This window comes from Natronosalvus sp. KLKA75, assembly GCF_059736265.1.
Genome location: NZ_CM185522.1, coordinates 2,002,988 through 2,019,353, shown reverse-complemented (window position 1 = coordinate 2,019,353; position 16,366 = coordinate 2,002,988). Strand labels below are relative to the sequence as shown.

The following is a 16,366-nucleotide window of genomic DNA, read 5'->3' as shown; positions in this document are numbered from 1 at the left end:
TTGGTAGGAATTCCAGCGGTCAGTTTGCAGACATAGTTACCGAATCACCTGTTTCAGTTTCAGGTGCGAGACTGAATAACGAAATCGTGCTACTATCTACTGTTACCCTCGTTTTCGACGAACGTCTTGTGAACTGTACCGACGATTTTCCTTTCTGTCGAGCGTAGTCTTCGTCCTCAGGTCTTGTATCGAGTAGTTCGCCGATATCTTCGTTTGGTTCGTGAGGATGCAAGTTATCGAGGAATGGGGTGTTTCCCGGTAAGTAGGTGCTGGTTAGATGCTAACCATCAATCCCAAATTCCTCTCGTCGCAGCTTACGTTTCTCTGATTTTGTACGCTGATCGTAGTGTTCCTTCATTGTCCGCACCGACATGTCGACCCGATCTGCAACCAATTCTTCCCGATGCCCCTCATCCAGCAGATACGTCACACTGGATCGGCGGAGATCGTGCGGGGCAATACTTGACGGGCAGCGCGCGGCGTGCAGACGTGTTGTGGCTTCACACTCAGTGATTTCACGATCGTGAGGACATTCATTGGTGTAATCGCATGGGCGAGTGATCTGGTTCACATGATCTCGAAGATTTGAGTGACTCGCTCTTCCTTGTTCAGTAGTGAAGAGTGGTGTCCGGTCATAGTCGTCTGTGACATCATCACGTCGACCATCAATGTAGTCGTCCAAGAACGAACAACACCAGAGTGCCAGATTGACTTCGCGTTCACTGTTCTTCTGGTTTTTCAGCGGCGTTTCTGTCTCGGGCCGATGATGCAACTCCACGTAGTGATCTTCGGGATGGTAATCATCCAAATCGATTGATCGGAGCGCGCCGAGTCGCATCCCAGTGTGCCAGAGGAACGCAAAAGCGGTGTGTCGAAGGGACGCATATTCGTATTTCTCGAGGTGCGATAGGATTTGTTGTGCTGTCTCGACAGTGATTTTCGAGTTACGACTTGCGTCGTCGGGTTGCGCGACTGTCATTCCATCGGCAAGACCGTTAGTGACCAATCCTCGGCTTTGTAGCCAGCGAACAAACACACGAAGAACGGTCATCTGGTTATAGAGCGTGACTTCGCCGACCTCGAGCTGTCGCTCAAGTCGAAAATCGGAAATATCGAATCCGTCGATGTCGTTCACGTACTCGATGTTCTGGTCGTCACACCAGTGCCACCACTGCTTCAGGAGCGATCGGTGGTTGTACAGTGTGGCGCGCGCGACGTCGGGTTCGCGTTCTTTGATGTAGCGTTCCGCGGCTTCTTTCGGGGTTAGCTGTCGTGTCATAGTGGTCGTGCGACCACGAGATTGTGAGTCCCACGCTGCGACGGCATCACCCAATTACCCACGTGACTCGACCGCATTGAGTGCAAGCGCGCGGTGGCGTGATCGCCACGGGTCTGCGATGCCTGCCTGGTTGGTCAACTGCGATGGTCGATACACCTCCAGACACGGAAGCGCAGGCGCGCAAGCGCCGAGAACCGTGGGAGGCCCGGCAGTTCGAGGTGCAGCGAGCGGAGCGAGCGATCCTCGAACGTAAGAAAAGGCGTGAAATGCGGTTTATTTCACGACTTTTCATGCAGTTCAAATCTGCCCCAACCCACTTTTCAGCGACACAACGCGACGAGCGTAGCGTGGCGCGTAGCGCCACGGAAATGCGAACGACGAAGTCGTGAGTGTAGCGAGTCGCTCGTCGTTGAAAAGTTGTCACGGGTAGATTTGAACCCTGAAAGTCGCAGTTCGCACAGCGAACGGAGTGAGCGAGCAAGAACGTCTTCCTTCGGTTCAAATCTGTCCAACCCCCGTCCTCACGCTGTAATCTTGACCAGACGGCGTCGGACTCTTTAGAACCGTTCGTCGTCCATGAGAACCACCTCGAGTGAGCGCCAGTCGCCTATTGGGTGTGCTCCTCGAGCACGAACCCCGAAGTATATAGGCTCGAGGAGTCACTACCCATATAACCGAAAGACGCGCTGTCCCTCACACGGATGCGGGTGACCGTCAAGACGACGAGCACGCTCGTTACCGCGACCGACGCCTCTCACTGACGCTGTACTCGCTCTATTCCATTCCCTGTGGCTGGACCGCTATGATCGGCTAAACTATGGAAATCGAAATTGCAACCATCGGCGGTTACGAGGAAGTTGGACGGCAGATGACTGCCGTACGTGCAGGAAACGATATCGTCATCTTCGACATGGGTCTGAACCTCTCGAAGGTCCTCATTCACGACAACATCCAGACGGAGAACATGCACAGCCTCGACCTGATCGACATGGGCGCCATCCCCGACGATCGGGTCATGAGCGACCTCGACGGTGACGTCCAGGCGATCGTCCCGACCCACGGCCACCTCGACCACATCGGTGCCATTTCCAAACTGGCACATCGATACGATGCGCCGGTCGTCGCGACGCCATTTACGCTCGCGTTAGTCGAACAGGAACTCGAAGACGAGGACAAATTCAGTTCGGACAGCGAACTCGTCGAGATGGACCCTGGCGAGTCGATGACCATCGGCGACCACGGGTGTGAACTCGAGTTCGTCAACGTCACCCACTCGATCATCGACGCGATCAACCCAGTCCTGCACACGCCCGAGGGCGCCATCGTCTACGGCCTGGACAAGCGTATGGACCACACGCCCGTCATCGGCGACCCCATCGACATGAAGCGCTTCCGCGAGATCGGTCGCGAGGGCGAAGGCGTCCTGTGTTACATCGAGGACTGCACCAACGCGAACAAGAAGGGGCGAACCCCCTCCGAAAACGTCGCTCGCGAACACCTCCGGGACGTCCTCTACAGCATGGAGGATTACGACGGCGGCATCGTCGCCACCACGTTCTCCTCACACATCGCTCGCGTGAAGAGCCTCGTCGAGTTCGCCGACGACATCGGCCGTCAGCCCGTCCTGCTCGGGCGCTCGATGGAGAAGTACTCCGGCACCGCGGAACGACTCGGCTTCGTCGACTTCCCGGACAACCTGGGCATGTTCGGCTACCGCAGATCGATCGATCAGTCGTTCGAACGGATCATGAACGATGGCAAAGAGGACTTCCTGCCCATCGTGACGGGCCACCAGGGCGAACCCCGCGCGATGCTCACGCGTATGGCCCGCGGCGAGACTTCCTACGAACTGGACGACGGCGACAAAGTCGTCTTCTCCGCTCGCGTCATCCCCGAACCAACCAACGAGGGCCAGCGCTACCAGGCCGAGAAACTGCTCGGCATGCAGGGTGCCCGCGTGTATTCCGATATTCACGTGTCGGGTCACCTCTGCCAGGAGGGCCACTACACGATGCTCGACGCACTTCAGCCCCAGCACATCATCCCCGCTCACCAGGATCTCAAAGGCTTCTCCGGATACGTCGACCTCGCCTCGAATCAAGGATATGCACTCGGGCGCGATATTCACGTCACGTCGAACGGGAATATCATCCAGCTCGTTTGAATTGAAGCACGACCCACCCGGTCGAGTGATTCGCTCCTGAAATATCTGCGGGCGATATTTATTGCTGTGTAAATTAGCAATATAGTTTCACTGAACGGTAGGCCGATCCAACAGCGGCTTCACTCGTCGTCCTGTGCCTTCTTGTCTTTGATGTCTTTGAGTTGTCCGAGTAGGTCGTCGGTCGAACTACCGTTTTCGACAGTAATCGTTCCCTCGTGTTCGTGTTCGTGGACACTCACGGCAGCATCTTCGTCATCTTCTGTATCCGCGTTTTGATGCTGTTGCTCAGACTCATCGTAGCTTCCAAAACCCATAGTAACAGGATGAGAGCCCAGTGGTATAGTTCCAGCGGTTCAACTATGTCGTTATGAAGGGACGTCAAAAATGGACGAAAAATACTTACGCGTCGCTAGAAAACTAGAATTCAGCTTCAGTGCGGCCAGGTTATCTTCACCGTTCGTAGCTGCCCCATATCGGATCTGATCGGTTTGGCCGCACATTTGCTCGAGACCGCTCCGTTGATCTCCGCTGAGCGGTCTACCAGACGTATCTTGTGAATCATGACTTCAGAACGTGACCTTCCCTGTGCAGCCCGCGGGGGTGAACTCGAAGAAGCGATGGTTGACCCGTTGGAAGCGGGGGCTTCAGTGACGACGACTGATTCGACCGTCGTCACAGTATGCCAATCGAGTGGTGAACGGTACTACCCCGAACAGACACTCCGTACGCTCGATCAGTCATCGACTCCAGAATCGAACAGTGAGTGACTAACCCAGATTCGAAAAACACCTATGCCAACACCCAACTCCGACGAACACCTCCGAACAATCGATTTCGAGGGACTTCCAGACAGTCTTACCGAGGATTCAGTGATCCTCGTCGCAAAACCTGCTCCACTGGAGGAGCACGCCGTCTCGCACCGGATTTTGGATCGTTATACGTCTCCCGAAGAACGCCGAATTGTCGTCACGACGGCTATTTCTGCTGAACGAACGATCCGCCAGCAAACAGCTCTCGCATCACCTGAATCGGGTCGATTCGGGGTCGTCGATGCGACTCCGCAAAACCATCCTTCCTCCCCGTTTCAAAAGTATCCAGTCGTCTCGTTACCGCACTCGGTCGAATTGACTCGGCTCGTACTCGCACTCTGGGAGCTAGAAGCCTCGATGGCGAGCGATAGCCGGACGACCCATTTTGGGATTCGATCACTCACGCCGCTACTCGTAGACGAGGGTCTGGAACGCACTATCAGTGTCCTCGAACACCTCATCGAGGGGCGGACTGACTCGGGGCTCGTCGTCCTCGGTCTCGAGTACACCAGACACGACGAGGCCACGCTCTCTGCACTGAGGGAGATCGTCGATGGAATCGTCTGGATTGAAGAACGAACGGATGGTTCAATTTCGGCGGAGTACCGGCGAGTACACGAACAACTCAGTGGCATCTGATCTTGCTTTTCTTCAAGCTACCTATACAGTCAATTGCAAGAGTATCTCACGGTCTCCTGTAAGATTCCTACGGGAGACAACGAGAATTCGAATCGATTTTCTTCACCACTCCATGAGCGCGCTTCGTCCATGGAAACGCACGAGAATAACGAGAAACGTCGTCACGCCAGTCAGCGCGAACGCACCACCGACGTAGAAGACCGACGCCATACTCACCTCAATCATCAGCCAACCACCGAGCAGCGGAGCGATCACGCTTCCCGGACGCCAGACGAGTTCGCGGATACCGAAACTCGAGGCGACACCACCTTCCTCGGTGCCTTCGTCGGCGAACAACGCCATGCTTGCTGGTTCACGAAAGCTATCCGCGATGCCGAGGAGTCCGGAGAGGAAAACGAGCGGGAAAAATGCCGGAGATACCTCGCCAATCAGGACGAGTTGATCGGTAACCGAGTCGTATGGCAGCCACGCAGGGAGCGTGCTTCCGGCGAGCACACCGGGAACTGCTACGACGAGTTCAGATGGAAGTCCGAGTATTGCCCCCAGCCATGGTGAGAGAGGGACGACCAACGCGATGAGTCCGTAGGCCGCCCCACCTGCAAAGACGAACAGTGCCCGTCCGTATCCGTCCGAGAGCCGTCCGGTAAACGGTTGGCAGCACATGTTAGTGAACTTTTCAGCGACGACCGTCAGCGCGACGGCGAAGCCGCCGTAGGCGAGTCCGCCTTCAGCAGCGGAGAGACCGGCAAAGATCGGCACCCACGTCCGAACGAGGGTTACAGCGAACGCGTACTGAAAGCGAAACGTCGAGAGCGTCAGGATGCGCCGATTGAGTGCCAAACCCGAAAACGGGAATCCTTCGATCCGCGTTTCGTCCGGGTCCAGGTACCAGAACGTTCCGACCCAGGCGACGACCATAATGCAGACGATGACGAGGAAGATCGGACCGAACCCGAACGCGTCGTAGAGCGTGCCCGCGCTGATGCTGCCGAGTATCGACGCCCCAAAGCTCGCCGCGTTTGCTTTTCCGATGTAGTTCGCTCGCGTTCCCACGTCGGCAATCTGGCCGACGAGCGACAGTGTCATCAGACCAGTGCCCGTGACGGCGATCCCCTGCAGCGCACGGATCGCGATGAAGGAAGCGCTCGAGTCGACGACCGGAAACAGCGCGTAGACGCCAACGCCGACGCCGAGGACGACGAGCAGGACGAGCCGTTTATCGAAGCGGTCACCCGCCCAGGCGAGCGGGACGATGGCGACGGTCTGTGCGAGGGTGAACCCGGTCGTATACAGTCCGATGATGAGACCGGCGCTAATCGTTATCCCGAGAATGGTCGTACTCGACGGATCGAGCGCGTTGATGTAGTACGGCAGCAGCGTGATCAGCGTAATGAAGCCGAATCCTTCCGCGAACCGTGTGAGATAGAGCACCCAAAATTGGGCTCGTTTGTCGTCCACACCCTGATTTTTGACGATCCGAGTAAAGACATTTCGATAATCGCAGGGTGTGCATTCCACCGATACCAGAAAGGGGCTCGCGAGTACATGCCGTTTCCAGCACGTGGGAAGTGGGTAAGGGCTATCACGCGCTGGTCGAAGTGGTATCGGCCGATGCCCGAAGAAGAACTCTTCAAAACGGAGGAATCGCGAACTCGAGGAGAGGTCGCCGAGGCCCTCGTTGCTGCTGCCGAACAGATCGAAACCGGCTCCGTCCACTTAGAGAGTGCGACGGAGGACGAGCACGTGACGATTCCCGAAACGACGACGCTCGAGGTCGAACTCGAGTGATTCACCGATTCCGAAACCAGCGAGCAGCGATACGAACTCGAGTACGAGATTCGGTGGATCGAGTAACGTTGGTTGCACCGACTTCGGGAGCTCAAGTAGCACACTTGCACGGTAGTGAGCGGTTCCCAGAGTGACGGTTTTGGAGAAAGGTTCTACATCGAAACACCCATTACAGTATTCACACATTATACAGATGAATAGAATATGTCTCGGTGGTCTCGTCTTCGGATCACGTACGCTCTTGCTGTCGTCGGTATCCTTGCCCTGTTCGTCGCACCGTTTTACCCGGGTATCTTTGGGAAATCGTCGGAGTCCTTTCTGGGCCAGCTTATTATAGCGAACCTGATCGCGTGGCCGTATTGCATCTTTCTTGCCGTTTTTCTCGGTGTATCAGGTGGAATGTATCCCCTCCGCGTCTATCTCGGATTCGTTGGGGTGGGTTACGCCATACTCACGCTCGGCCTCGTACCGCCGCACGTAGTGACGAACGACGGTGTCCCCTCCAGTGGAGCGATCGTGCCTGTTGCGATTATCGCGGTGTGGGGAACGATAGTGGTTGGGTTTGGCTATTTCGTTGGGTACGGGCTAGTTCATGGGGAACGCTGACTACTGGTTCGCGCTGTTGAGCGCCTCAAAACGAAGAGCGGGTTTCAGGGGAACCGGAACGTCTCCAGATTCTTCGGCTGATAGGTCCTGACGTTGTAGTTCTGGTACAGTGCAGAGGAGAGTTGGTCCGTCGCCTGTTCGTCGCCGTGGACGCACAGAATCGTCTCCGGTCGTGGATTCATCTCGCCGACGTACTGCTCGAGCCCGGCTCGGTCGGCGTGACCGGAGAAGCCGCTCACCGATTCGATCCTGAGTTCGAGCGTCAGGCGATTCGCGCGGTCGGCCCGTCCAGGAAGGGTGATTTCCACGTTCCCACCCTGGATTCTGCGCCCGAGCGTCCCCTCGGCCTGGTACCCGACGAACATGAGGGTGTTCGCCGGGTCCGGTCCGAGCAGTTCGAGCCAGGACATGATCGGCCCGCCGGTCACCATCCCGGACGTCGAGAGGATCACGCAGGGCTCACCGCTCGCAATCTCTTCGCGCATTTCCTGTCCACCGTCCACCTGCTGGAACTGGTCTGCGACGAACGGATTCTCGTCTTCGTGTAAAATGCGCTGTTGTAGCCCATCTCTGAGGTACTCGGGGTACGCCGTGTGAATCGCGGTCGCCTCCCGAATCATCCCGTCCAGATAGACCGGCATCGTCGGAATCGTTCCCTCCCGCATCGCCTCCTCGAGGACCAACATGAGTTCCTGGGACCGACCAACCGCGAATGCGGGGATGACGACGATCCCGTCCTCCTCGTACGTCTCCCTGATGATTTCGTGGACCTTCGCTTCGCTCTCCTCGGTGTCCGTCTGATAGTCGCCACGGCGACCGTACGTCGACTCCATGACCATCGCCTCCGCACGGGGGAAGTTGTTCACGGCACCGTTGAACAGCCGAGTCGGCTCGTAGTGAACGTCGCCCGAGAAGAGGACGTTGTAGAACCCGCTTCCGATGTGAAAGTGAGCGGAGGCGCTTCCCAGAATGTGGCCCGCATTGTGCATCGTCAGTTTGACGTCCGGGGCGATGTCGGTGACGTCGCCGTACTCGACCGGAATCGTGTGCTTGATCGCCTGTCGAACCTGCTCGCTCGAGTACGGCGGGGTTCGCCCCTCCTTCGAGGCAACGGTCAGGTAGTCGAGTTGCAACAGCCCCATCAGATCCCGCGTCGGTTCCGTCGTGTAAATCGGCCCGTCGTAGCCGTACTTGAACAACAGCGGAAGCAACGCGCTGTGGTCGAGGTGAGCGTGGGTCAGCACGACGGCGTCGATACCCGTTAGCGGCATCGCCTCGGGCGCGTGAAGGTAAGGTACTTCTCCCTCGGCTCCGGGTTTGTCGCCGCAATCGATGAGAATCCGCGTATTCGGGGTGTGGAGCACGAAACTCGCGCGACCGACTTCGCGACAACAGCCCAGCGTCGTGATCCGCACCCACTCGAGGTCCTTCTCGGGCTCTCCGTGAATCTTCTCGCCGACTTTTGCGAGGAACTCGCGTCGTTCCCCGCGTTCCTGGGTCAGGAAGTTCCTGACGTTGTCGACGGTCGAGGACTCCATCGGCGGTGTTCGAACCACTTCCAGGTTCCAGCCGATTTCCCGGGTGATTTCGCGGAGGGTACTTCCTCGCTGTCCGATGACGAGCCCTGGCTTCTCGGCTTCGACGATCACCTCCCCGATCGTCGGATAGAACTCGAGATCCCGAATTTGGGCCTCGTCAGGAGCGATTTCACGGATCTTCGTCTCCGCTTCCGATGGGCTCGACTGGGCCCCCGGCGCTGGCCGTATCGTCACCCGTTTTCGGAGTGTCCGTGCGAGGTCTCCGATGAGGTCGCTGTTTTCAGCGAACTTGCGGGGGGTCTCGGTGTAGATGACGAGGTCTGGGCCCTCGTACTGGACTTCCGTAACGTCCAGATGTGAGGGCACCTGCGTGACAATGCGTTCGTGTAAGTCTGAGTGGGTCGTATCGTCGCTCATAGGGGAGAGGATCGCTGTCTCGTCGCAATGTGACCGAAATCCACTGGGTGGTCTACGGCAGCGGCGTACTCGGGATCGACGGGCCAACTGGCCGAAATTGCCAGGAAGAATCGGTCAATCGAGTACCGAGCGCCCGGTCAACGCCGTCGAGAGACGCGATGAACTGCTACTATTGACTTTGTAACGAAGGTTAAAAACCTTCCTGCTGTGGCAGTACTGGTGTCTGCACTCACCGGAATGAATAGGGTCTGGTCATACCATCGTGTTCAGGTAGGCGAATTCCACCAGATGGCGAAGGCTTGTGACCACATGTCGGCGATTGCTAGAACGACGTGATTGACGCTATTGCTGAACGAGGGGTCTCTCTCGAAGACACGTTCGACACCGTTCCGATTGCTGTGACGTTCGGTTTGAAATCGGCACCCAGATTGGTACTATGCAACTTTGTCGACCGATGCGGTGTCCGCGTCCCACAACGTCTCCTTCGAGCCAGTTGCTACAACCACTGATGCGGGCGATTCTCGGTATAGATGAGCTGAAATCACCCCACCTCGACCGTTAGCTTCGACTGATCACGACCACGATTCCCGAACGAGAGTTTTTATACCGAAATGAAATATGTGGAGAAGACTGGTCGACTATGAATCTCGAACGATTCGATTTCAAGGGATTGACGGCCAACGCCCAACCCCCCGACGAGATTATTTCGTCCGACCGCTATGGACCACCAGACGACGAGGCACCACCTCGAGTCCTGCGATGTGCCGTCTGCGGAATTCAGGAACACGACGCGACCAACCTGCCCGTCGGCTACGCAAATCCCGTGTGTAGCGCCTGTGGCGAACTCGCCACCGACGAGGCCGGGGACGACGCGTGGGTGGGCTGGCAACCCGGTGACGAACCCGACCCGAAACCGGGGACCATCCAGCTGGCACCGGATACCGGAACGAATCCGGTGTACGTGGCGGGCGAGAAGTGTTGGCGACGGTACAATTTTGGCGGCTACGTGACCCGCCGCGATGCCTTCGACTGCGACACAATCGACGAATTCGAGGAGAAACATCGAAACGGAACCGTCTGGATTCACGTGTTCAATACTCCGCGGCCGAATGGGGTAGCCGTCTCGCGAGAGCGGTACGAATCCGTCTCCGCACAGGTGACCAATCTCGAGAACGCCATCGAGCGGATCGAGCCGTTCGAACGCAGCCCGCTCCCGTCGAAAGACGTCAGCAACGTTCGGGAACCGGTTCGTGAGCTGAGCGGCGTGGTCCAGAATCGCATCCCGGAACCGGGTGATAGCCACATCACGGAGTACGCGAGAGTAGTGACACGAACGCTACGGAGCGAACGCGACCGGTCGCAGGAGTTCCTCAGACTGTGTGAGCGGTATTACGGGGATTCGTTGTAGGGTGTCGAACTCTGAGACAATTGACTGGAGATTGGCACCGCTGCGGATGCTGGATCCCTGGCTCGAGTCGCCGTTCGTGACGGTTTTCGGTCCCAGCCTCGTCCTCGCTCAGGCCAGCCACTCCTCGGGCTTCGTATCGTAGTCGACGTCGTCGGCGGTGAGGTGCTCGACGGCCTCCCAGGGTACGTCCTCCACCGTCACCTCCTCGCCGTCGTACCGGATGCGCTTGCCCACCTCTTTAGCTTCGGGCTCCCGATTTCGTCGCCTGGCCACCTCCACGTCGTGGTCGTCGACTTCCTTGACGATGGTCAGCAGGTTCACGGGCCGACCCCACAGCTCGAACACCCGCTCGAGCGTGGCTGTCGCCTGCGGAATGTCGAGCATCACGCCGTTGTACCGGTGGCCCAGCAGGAGTTCGTTCGCGTTGTCGTAGTTGCCGTCGTAGACGGCGATACTCGGCTTCCCGAAGTTGGTGAACTGTAACAGGAGCTTCTTCTTGACGTCCTCGGCGTCGACGCTCGAGACGTGGAACTGGCCGGTCGCCCGCGAGTGCTCGTAGGTGAAGTAGTCGTTCGCGGTGATGAACTCCTGGGTCAGGAAGGCGTCGAGGAAGGTGACGTCGTTGTGGCTCTCCCGGACGTCCAGCATTCGATCCCAGCCGGCACTGAAGTCGACGTCCGCGAGCGCCTCCTCGACCGACGCGTAGCGGGCGTCGTCGAACAGGTAGCGTCCGATCGACTCGAGGTCGTTCTGGCTGACGCGAGCCAGGAACCCGCGATTCTGGGGTTTCACGAGCGAGTAGTGGCGCCGGGCGAGTCCCTCGTGGGTCAGTACCTTCCACGGGTAGCGATCGACGTCGATCTCGCCGTCGCGAGCGGCCTCGAGAGCCTCCCGGTCGACCCAGGACTCGGGCACGTCCTCGAGCGCATCGAGTGAGTCGCCGGTGATCGAGGCGATGGCGGATGGCGGCTCGAGCGCCTCGAGCACGTCCTCGAAGTCGACGACGTCTGCGAGGTTGCGCCAGGAGATCCCCTCCACGCGGAGCAGGCGCTCGAGCACTTCCCGTCGGTTCGTCGTGTTCTCGACGTACTCCCACAGGGCCATGCCCAGGCTGTAGGGGTTGAGCCCCGGCGAGGCGAGCACCTTCGCCATGTGGTCGGCGTAGTTGAGGAACTCGTCGTCGCCGGCGAAGCCCTCGTCGGTCATCATCGTGGACTCCCAGTAGGCCGCCCAACCCTCGTTCATGATCTTCGTCATCTTCTGGGCGGCGAAGTAGTACGCCTCGGTGCGCATCATGTCGAGGACGTCGCGCTGCCAGGGTTCCATCTCGCGGGCCTTCCCCGACTCCTGGTCGTACTGCTTGCCGTACTCGCGGACGAACGCGAGCACATCGGACTGCGGTTCGCTCGGAAATTCGGCGCCCGCATCCGAATCCTCGAGTCCCGCCAGCCACTCGTCGTCGAAGACCTCGCCTCTTACCTCGTCGGAGAGCCCCAGCTGGTCGAGCTTTTCGGCGAGGTCGTCGTCGAGGCCCTCCTCGGGACCGTCCATCTCGAGGCGACGCTCGAAGACCGCGTGCTGGTCGATCGTGTCCTCCAGGACGAGCGCGTTGTCGATCCACTTCTCGACCTCGGCGCGGTCGATCTCGGGGTCGGCCATGTAGTCGGCGATGGCCCGGGCGTGGCGCTCGAGTGTGGCGGCGGCGTTGACGTCGCCGTCGCCCGCCTCCCCCGTGAAGAGGCCGAACCACTCGTTGTTCGCGAAGAAGTCCGAGTGTGCTTCGACGTGGGTGATGACGGCCTTCTGGTCGGCCGTCGTGTTCGACTCCTGGAGGAAGGCGTGGGCCGGGTTGTCGTTGTTGACGATCTCGAAGGCCTTGCCGCCGCCGTACTGACCCTGCTTCTGCTGGCGGTCGTACTGCATGCCCCAGCGCCAGTGGGGATAGCGCGACTGGAAGCCCCCGTAGGCGATGAGTTCGTTCATCTCGTCGTAGTCGACGATCCAGTACTTCACCGGGTAGGGCTCGAGGCCGAGTTTCTGCGCGAGGTTGCGCGCCTCGCGGACTGGTTCCTCGAGGTCGGCGGCGACCGCTTGCTTGTGGAATCGATCCGAATTACTCATCTGAATCACCCGCTTCGGTGCTGAGGATACGGTAGATCGCGTCGGTGACGTCCTCCTCGCTGTTGACGTACGCCACCGCGACGTCGTCGGTGTCGCCGAAGTGGCGCTCGAGTTCCTCGGCGTGAGTCGCGTTGATGGCGTTCCCGCTGGGCTGGGTCTCCACGTAGGCGTGGAGGTTCGCCGGAATCGATTCCATCAGCGGGATGACGCCCTCCTCGGTGTCGTTGCTCGAGTTCTCGGAGTCGCCAGCGGCGAAGACGTAGCGGTTCCAGTCGTTCCAGGGGTACTCCTCGAGGAGTTCCCGGGCGAGTTCGTACGCACTCGAGATGCGCGTTCCCCCACCGGAGCGGATGCCAAAGAACTCCTCGCGTTCGACCTCCCAGGCGTCGGCGTCGTGGGCGATGTAGACGAACTCGGCGTTGTCGTACTTCCCGGTGAGGTACCAGTCCAGCGGGGTGAACGTCCGCTCGACGAGTTCTCGCTTCTTCTCACGCATCGACCCCGAGACGTCCCGGATGTTGACGACGACGACGTTCTTCTCTTTCTCCTCGATGATCTCGGGGTAGCGGTAGCGCTCGTCCTCGCGCCGGAACGGCACGTGCTTGATGCCGTCGCGTCGAATCTGCTCGTGGATCGTCTCGCGCTCGACGTTTTCCTCGACGTCCTCGATCGACGCCCATTTTCCGCGGGCGTCGGCTGCCTCGGCGTGGGCGTCCTCGATCCAGGCCATCGAGACGGGGAGGTTCTCGCCGCGGGCCCACTCGAAGACCTCCCGGGGAGTGATCCCTTCGACCTTGCAGACCTCGCGGACGAACTCCTCGTCGAAGTCCATCGTCAGCTTGCGCTTGAGCCCCTCCTTGAACATGCGCTCGAAGTCGAGGGTGCTGTCCGGGCCCGATCGCGTGAGGTCCGTGTACGGCCCCTCTTTCTCCTCGATGACGCGCTTGCCCTTCGGCTCGAGGTCCAGGCCGAGTTCCTCGTCGAGTTCCTGGGCGAACTCCTCGGGGTCCATCTCGTAGTACTCGTGTTCGCCGCCCTCCTCGCCTGGCTCGCCCTCCTCGCCATCGTCACCGTCGCCAGGCTGGGGCTGTGGCTGACCGACCGGCTGGCCGACGTCCGGGGTGCCGCCGTCGCCCTGGCCGACGCCGCCCTGGTCGCGCTGATCGTACTCGAATCCCGGCAGGGAGACGATCTTGATCGGGATCTGGATGTCGTTTCGATTGCCACCGCTCAGGTCGCCGTACTGGATAAACTCCGAGAGGTCCTCGCGGCGCTCTTCGCCGACTTCGCGGAATCGATCGAGGTCGTCTCTCAGTCCCATCGGTAACTCACCTGTCCCATGACGTGTCTGCTGGTCAACTCGGCCGACGCCGGGGAGTAATCGAAGTCCGCGACCAGGCGCTCGAGCGTCGCCTCCTTGACGGCCTCGGTCTCGGTGCCGCTCGGCGGGTCGTCCCACTGGTGGGGGTCGAGGTCCTCGAAGGTCCGCCTGACGTCGTCCCAGTCGTGGCTCTCGAGGACGGACCTGATGACGGGAATCGACGCGAGGTCGACGTCAGACACGGAGAAGTCCTCGTCGCGGTGCTCCCAGGCGTGGCGGTTGAGTGCGGTGATGACCTTCTCGCGGCGGAACTCCCTGACGATCTCTCGCGGCAGGTTCGACTCGTAGGCCTCCTCGGAGAATCGGCCGAGATGTTCGACCTCGAAGAGCTTCATCTTCAACGGGTCGGGGTCGATCTCTTCCCCGCGGTCGTTATACAGCGCCTCGTCGGTCTCCCAGGCGTAGACGTGCTCGACGTACTCGGCGACGGTCGCCTCGTCGACGCGTTGTTCGTGCATGATGGCCTCGATGACGTCCGACTCCTGCTGGTCGTAGACGTAGTTCTTCACGGGGACGACCCGGTTCTCGAACTCCGAGCGCTCGCCCGTCGAGAACACCGGGGCGTCGGCCAGTCCCTCGGCCATCGCGTTCAGCACGTCGCGCGGCATGACCACGTCGGCGACCGGGAGGTCGGGGTGATGGCGGTCCGCCTCGTGCTGGATGAGTTCGGCCAGCGTATCGCGGGTATAGGTGACGGGAATCCCGTGCTCACCGTCGTGGCTGTGCTCGTCGAACTCGAACTCGTCTTTGTCCCGGCGGGTGTCGCCCTCCTGCAGGTACCCCCGATCGTAGAGCAGCGCCTTGTCAATCAGGTCGAGTCCGGCGGGCGTTCCGTCCTCGTCGAGGCGTGTGACGACTGCGTAGAGGGCCGCCGCCTCGAGCGCGTGCGGAGCGAACTCGCGTTCCCGGAACTCGCCGTCGCTCTCCTTGACTGTAATGGTGATCGGCGCCCTGATCTTCTCGGCCACGTCGTCGTAGTCCTCGGCCTCCCAGATGGTCGTCTCGCCGGTGAGTTCCCGGCGGATCAACTCGGTCTCGAGGCTCAGGTTCGTCAGGTAGCCGAACTCGTGTTTGTCGAGGCGGCGCTTGAGTGCCTTCAGCGGGTCCATGCCGTTTCGGTCGGCGTGCTGGTTGAGCTGGGCCTCGAGGTCGGGGTTCGAGATGATGAGCATCTGGGTGTCGACGTCCATCGCGATGCCCTTGTCGAGTTTCACCGATCGCTCGTCGGGTACGTTGAGCAGCTTCTGGAGCAAGTCGGCGTGCTGGGCGGCGTCCTCGACCACCGTCAGGACGCCGTTGCCCTGCGAGAGGACGCCGTCGTAGCTGAACGCCTGCGGGTTCTTCCGGCCGCGGGAGTCGAGTTCCTGGAGCATCCCGTGCATCCACGACCCCACCAGCCGTTCCTTCGGGCGACCGTCGTCCTCCGCGTGGAGGACGCCGATTCCCGATCCCACGTCCACGACGTAGTTCTTCACCCGGAGGTGACTCTCGTCAGTGATCGCCGAGAACAGCCCCTCGGTGCCGCGGCGGCGGTACTGCTCCTCGAGGTAGTCGTAGGCCTCCCTGGAGAACGGATCGAGTCGGGTGTCGACCGAGATCGGGACGTGGTCGTCGAGCCGGTCGTTCAGCGTCGCGAGCAGCTCCTCCCGGACCGGCTCGGGAAAGACGGCCAGCGGGTGGACCTGGACCGGGCTCTCGTACCAGTGGTCGTCGTCGGACGGCGCGGGATTGCCACCGTAGCTCAGCCCCCGCTCGTCCGGGTCGGTCGCGTCGACGTTCCACTCGAGGGTGTAGCGACGACCCACGGGCGTCTTCGAGTACTCGCGAAGCCCGTTGACCAGGCACCGCTTGAGTTCAGACTTGCCGGTCGCGGTTGGCCCCTCGAACCAGATGATCTTCTCGTCTTTCGCCCGGCCCGCGGCGATCGACTGCAGATCGTCGACGAACTCGTTGAGCACCTCGGTATTGCCGAGGATCGCGTGCTCGCCGTCGTTTCCGGGGTCGTCGAAGAAGCGATACCGTCGCTTCTCCTCGCCCTCCTCGATCACCTCCCGGGTTCCGGCGGCTTCAATGGCCTCGAGCAGGTACTTCGAGGCGTGAGAGGCCGTCGACGGCGTCTCGAAGATCCGGTCGACGTACGCCGCGAGGGTCATCGGCTCCTCGTAGGTCTCCTCGAGCGTGCGGTCGGCCGCGTCGACGTAGTCGGTGCCGCGCAT

General features: G+C 60.1%; 12 protein-coding genes. 5 read left to right on the top strand and 7 right to left on the bottom strand.

Annotated features, from left to right (window positions below; genetic code table 11):
• Window positions 1–280 precede the first annotated feature (280 nt).
• The gene (locus AC6I65_RS09650) at window positions 281–1,279 is read right to left on the bottom strand and encodes a tyrosine-type recombinase/integrase (RefSeq protein ID WP_497901699.1); all 999 of its coding nucleotides are present in this window, start codon (window positions 1,277–1,279) and stop codon (window positions 281–283) included.
• A gap of 817 nt (window positions 1,280–2,096) precedes the next feature.
• On the opposite strand from AC6I65_RS09650, the gene AC6I65_RS09645 reads away from it, so the two are divergent.
• A complete protein-coding gene (locus AC6I65_RS09645) occupies window positions 2,097–3,443 on the top strand; it encodes an RNase J family beta-CASP ribonuclease (protein WP_497901698.1) in 1,347 nt (448 codons plus the stop codon).
• A 119-nt stretch (window positions 3,444–3,562) separates the two neighbouring features.
• Here AC6I65_RS09645 and AC6I65_RS09640 read toward each other — a convergent pair whose 3' ends face one another.
• Window positions 3,563–3,757 (bottom strand): DUF5786 family protein, encoded by a 195-nt coding sequence (locus tag AC6I65_RS09640; RefSeq protein WP_254156513.1) that lies wholly within the window; start codon window positions 3,755–3,757, stop codon window positions 3,563–3,565.
• 477 nt (window positions 3,758–4,234) lie between these two features.
• On the opposite strand from AC6I65_RS09640, the gene AC6I65_RS09635 reads away from it, so the two are divergent.
• Window positions 4,235–4,891: a DUF7504 family protein gene (locus AC6I65_RS09635; RefSeq protein WP_497901697.1), complete on the top strand. Its 657-nt coding sequence runs from the start codon at window positions 4,235–4,237 to the stop codon at window positions 4,889–4,891.
• A 102-nt stretch (window positions 4,892–4,993) separates the two neighbouring features.
• Here the strand turns inward: AC6I65_RS09635 and AC6I65_RS09630 are convergent, their stop codons facing one another.
• On the bottom strand, window positions 4,994–6,349 hold the full coding sequence (locus AC6I65_RS09630; RefSeq protein ID WP_497901696.1) for an MFS transporter: 1,356 nt from the start codon (window positions 6,347–6,349) through the stop codon (window positions 4,994–4,996).
• A 153-nt stretch (window positions 6,350–6,502) separates the two neighbouring features.
• On the opposite strand from AC6I65_RS09630, the gene AC6I65_RS09625 reads away from it, so the two are divergent.
• A complete protein-coding gene (locus AC6I65_RS09625) occupies window positions 6,503–6,679 on the top strand; it encodes an amphi-Trp domain-containing protein (RefSeq protein ID WP_497901695.1) in 177 nt (58 codons plus the stop codon).
• A gap of 204 nt (window positions 6,680–6,883) precedes the next feature.
• Window positions 6,884–7,285: a hypothetical protein gene (locus tag AC6I65_RS09620; RefSeq protein WP_497901694.1), complete on the top strand. Its 402-nt coding sequence runs from the start codon at window positions 6,884–6,886 to the stop codon at window positions 7,283–7,285.
• A gap of 44 nt (window positions 7,286–7,329) precedes the next feature.
• Here the strand turns inward: AC6I65_RS09620 and AC6I65_RS09615 are convergent, their stop codons facing one another.
• The gene (locus tag AC6I65_RS09615) at window positions 7,330–9,240 is read right to left on the bottom strand and encodes a beta-CASP ribonuclease aCPSF1 (protein ID WP_497901693.1); all 1,911 of its coding nucleotides are present in this window, start codon (window positions 9,238–9,240) and stop codon (window positions 7,330–7,332) included.
• Window positions 9,241–9,880: 640 nt separating this feature from the next.
• Between AC6I65_RS09615 and AC6I65_RS09610 the strand changes: the two genes are divergently transcribed.
• Window positions 9,881–10,648, top strand: coding sequence for a hypothetical protein (locus AC6I65_RS09610; RefSeq protein ID WP_497901692.1), 768 nt, complete (start codon window positions 9,881–9,883; stop codon window positions 10,646–10,648).
• Between the two features lie 108 nt (window positions 10,649–10,756).
• Here the strand turns inward: AC6I65_RS09610 and AC6I65_RS09605 are convergent, their stop codons facing one another.
• From AC6I65_RS09605 to AC6I65_RS09595, 3 genes are read right to left on the bottom strand one after another with little or no spacing between them, the layout of a single operon-like run.
• Window positions 10,757–12,769 (bottom strand): SpoVR family protein, encoded by a 2,013-nt coding sequence (locus AC6I65_RS09605; protein WP_497901691.1) that lies wholly within the window; start codon window positions 12,767–12,769, stop codon window positions 10,757–10,759.
• A complete protein-coding gene (locus AC6I65_RS09600; protein WP_497901690.1) occupies window positions 12,762–14,090 on the bottom strand; it encodes a YeaH/YhbH family protein in 1,329 nt (442 codons plus the stop codon). Before AC6I65_RS09600 ends, AC6I65_RS09605 begins: the two co-directional genes overlap by 8 nt.
• Window positions 14,081–16,366 (bottom strand): PrkA family serine protein kinase, encoded by a 2,286-nt coding sequence (locus tag AC6I65_RS09595; RefSeq protein ID WP_497901689.1) that lies wholly within the window; start codon window positions 16,364–16,366, stop codon window positions 14,081–14,083. Before AC6I65_RS09595 ends, AC6I65_RS09600 begins: the two co-directional genes overlap by 10 nt.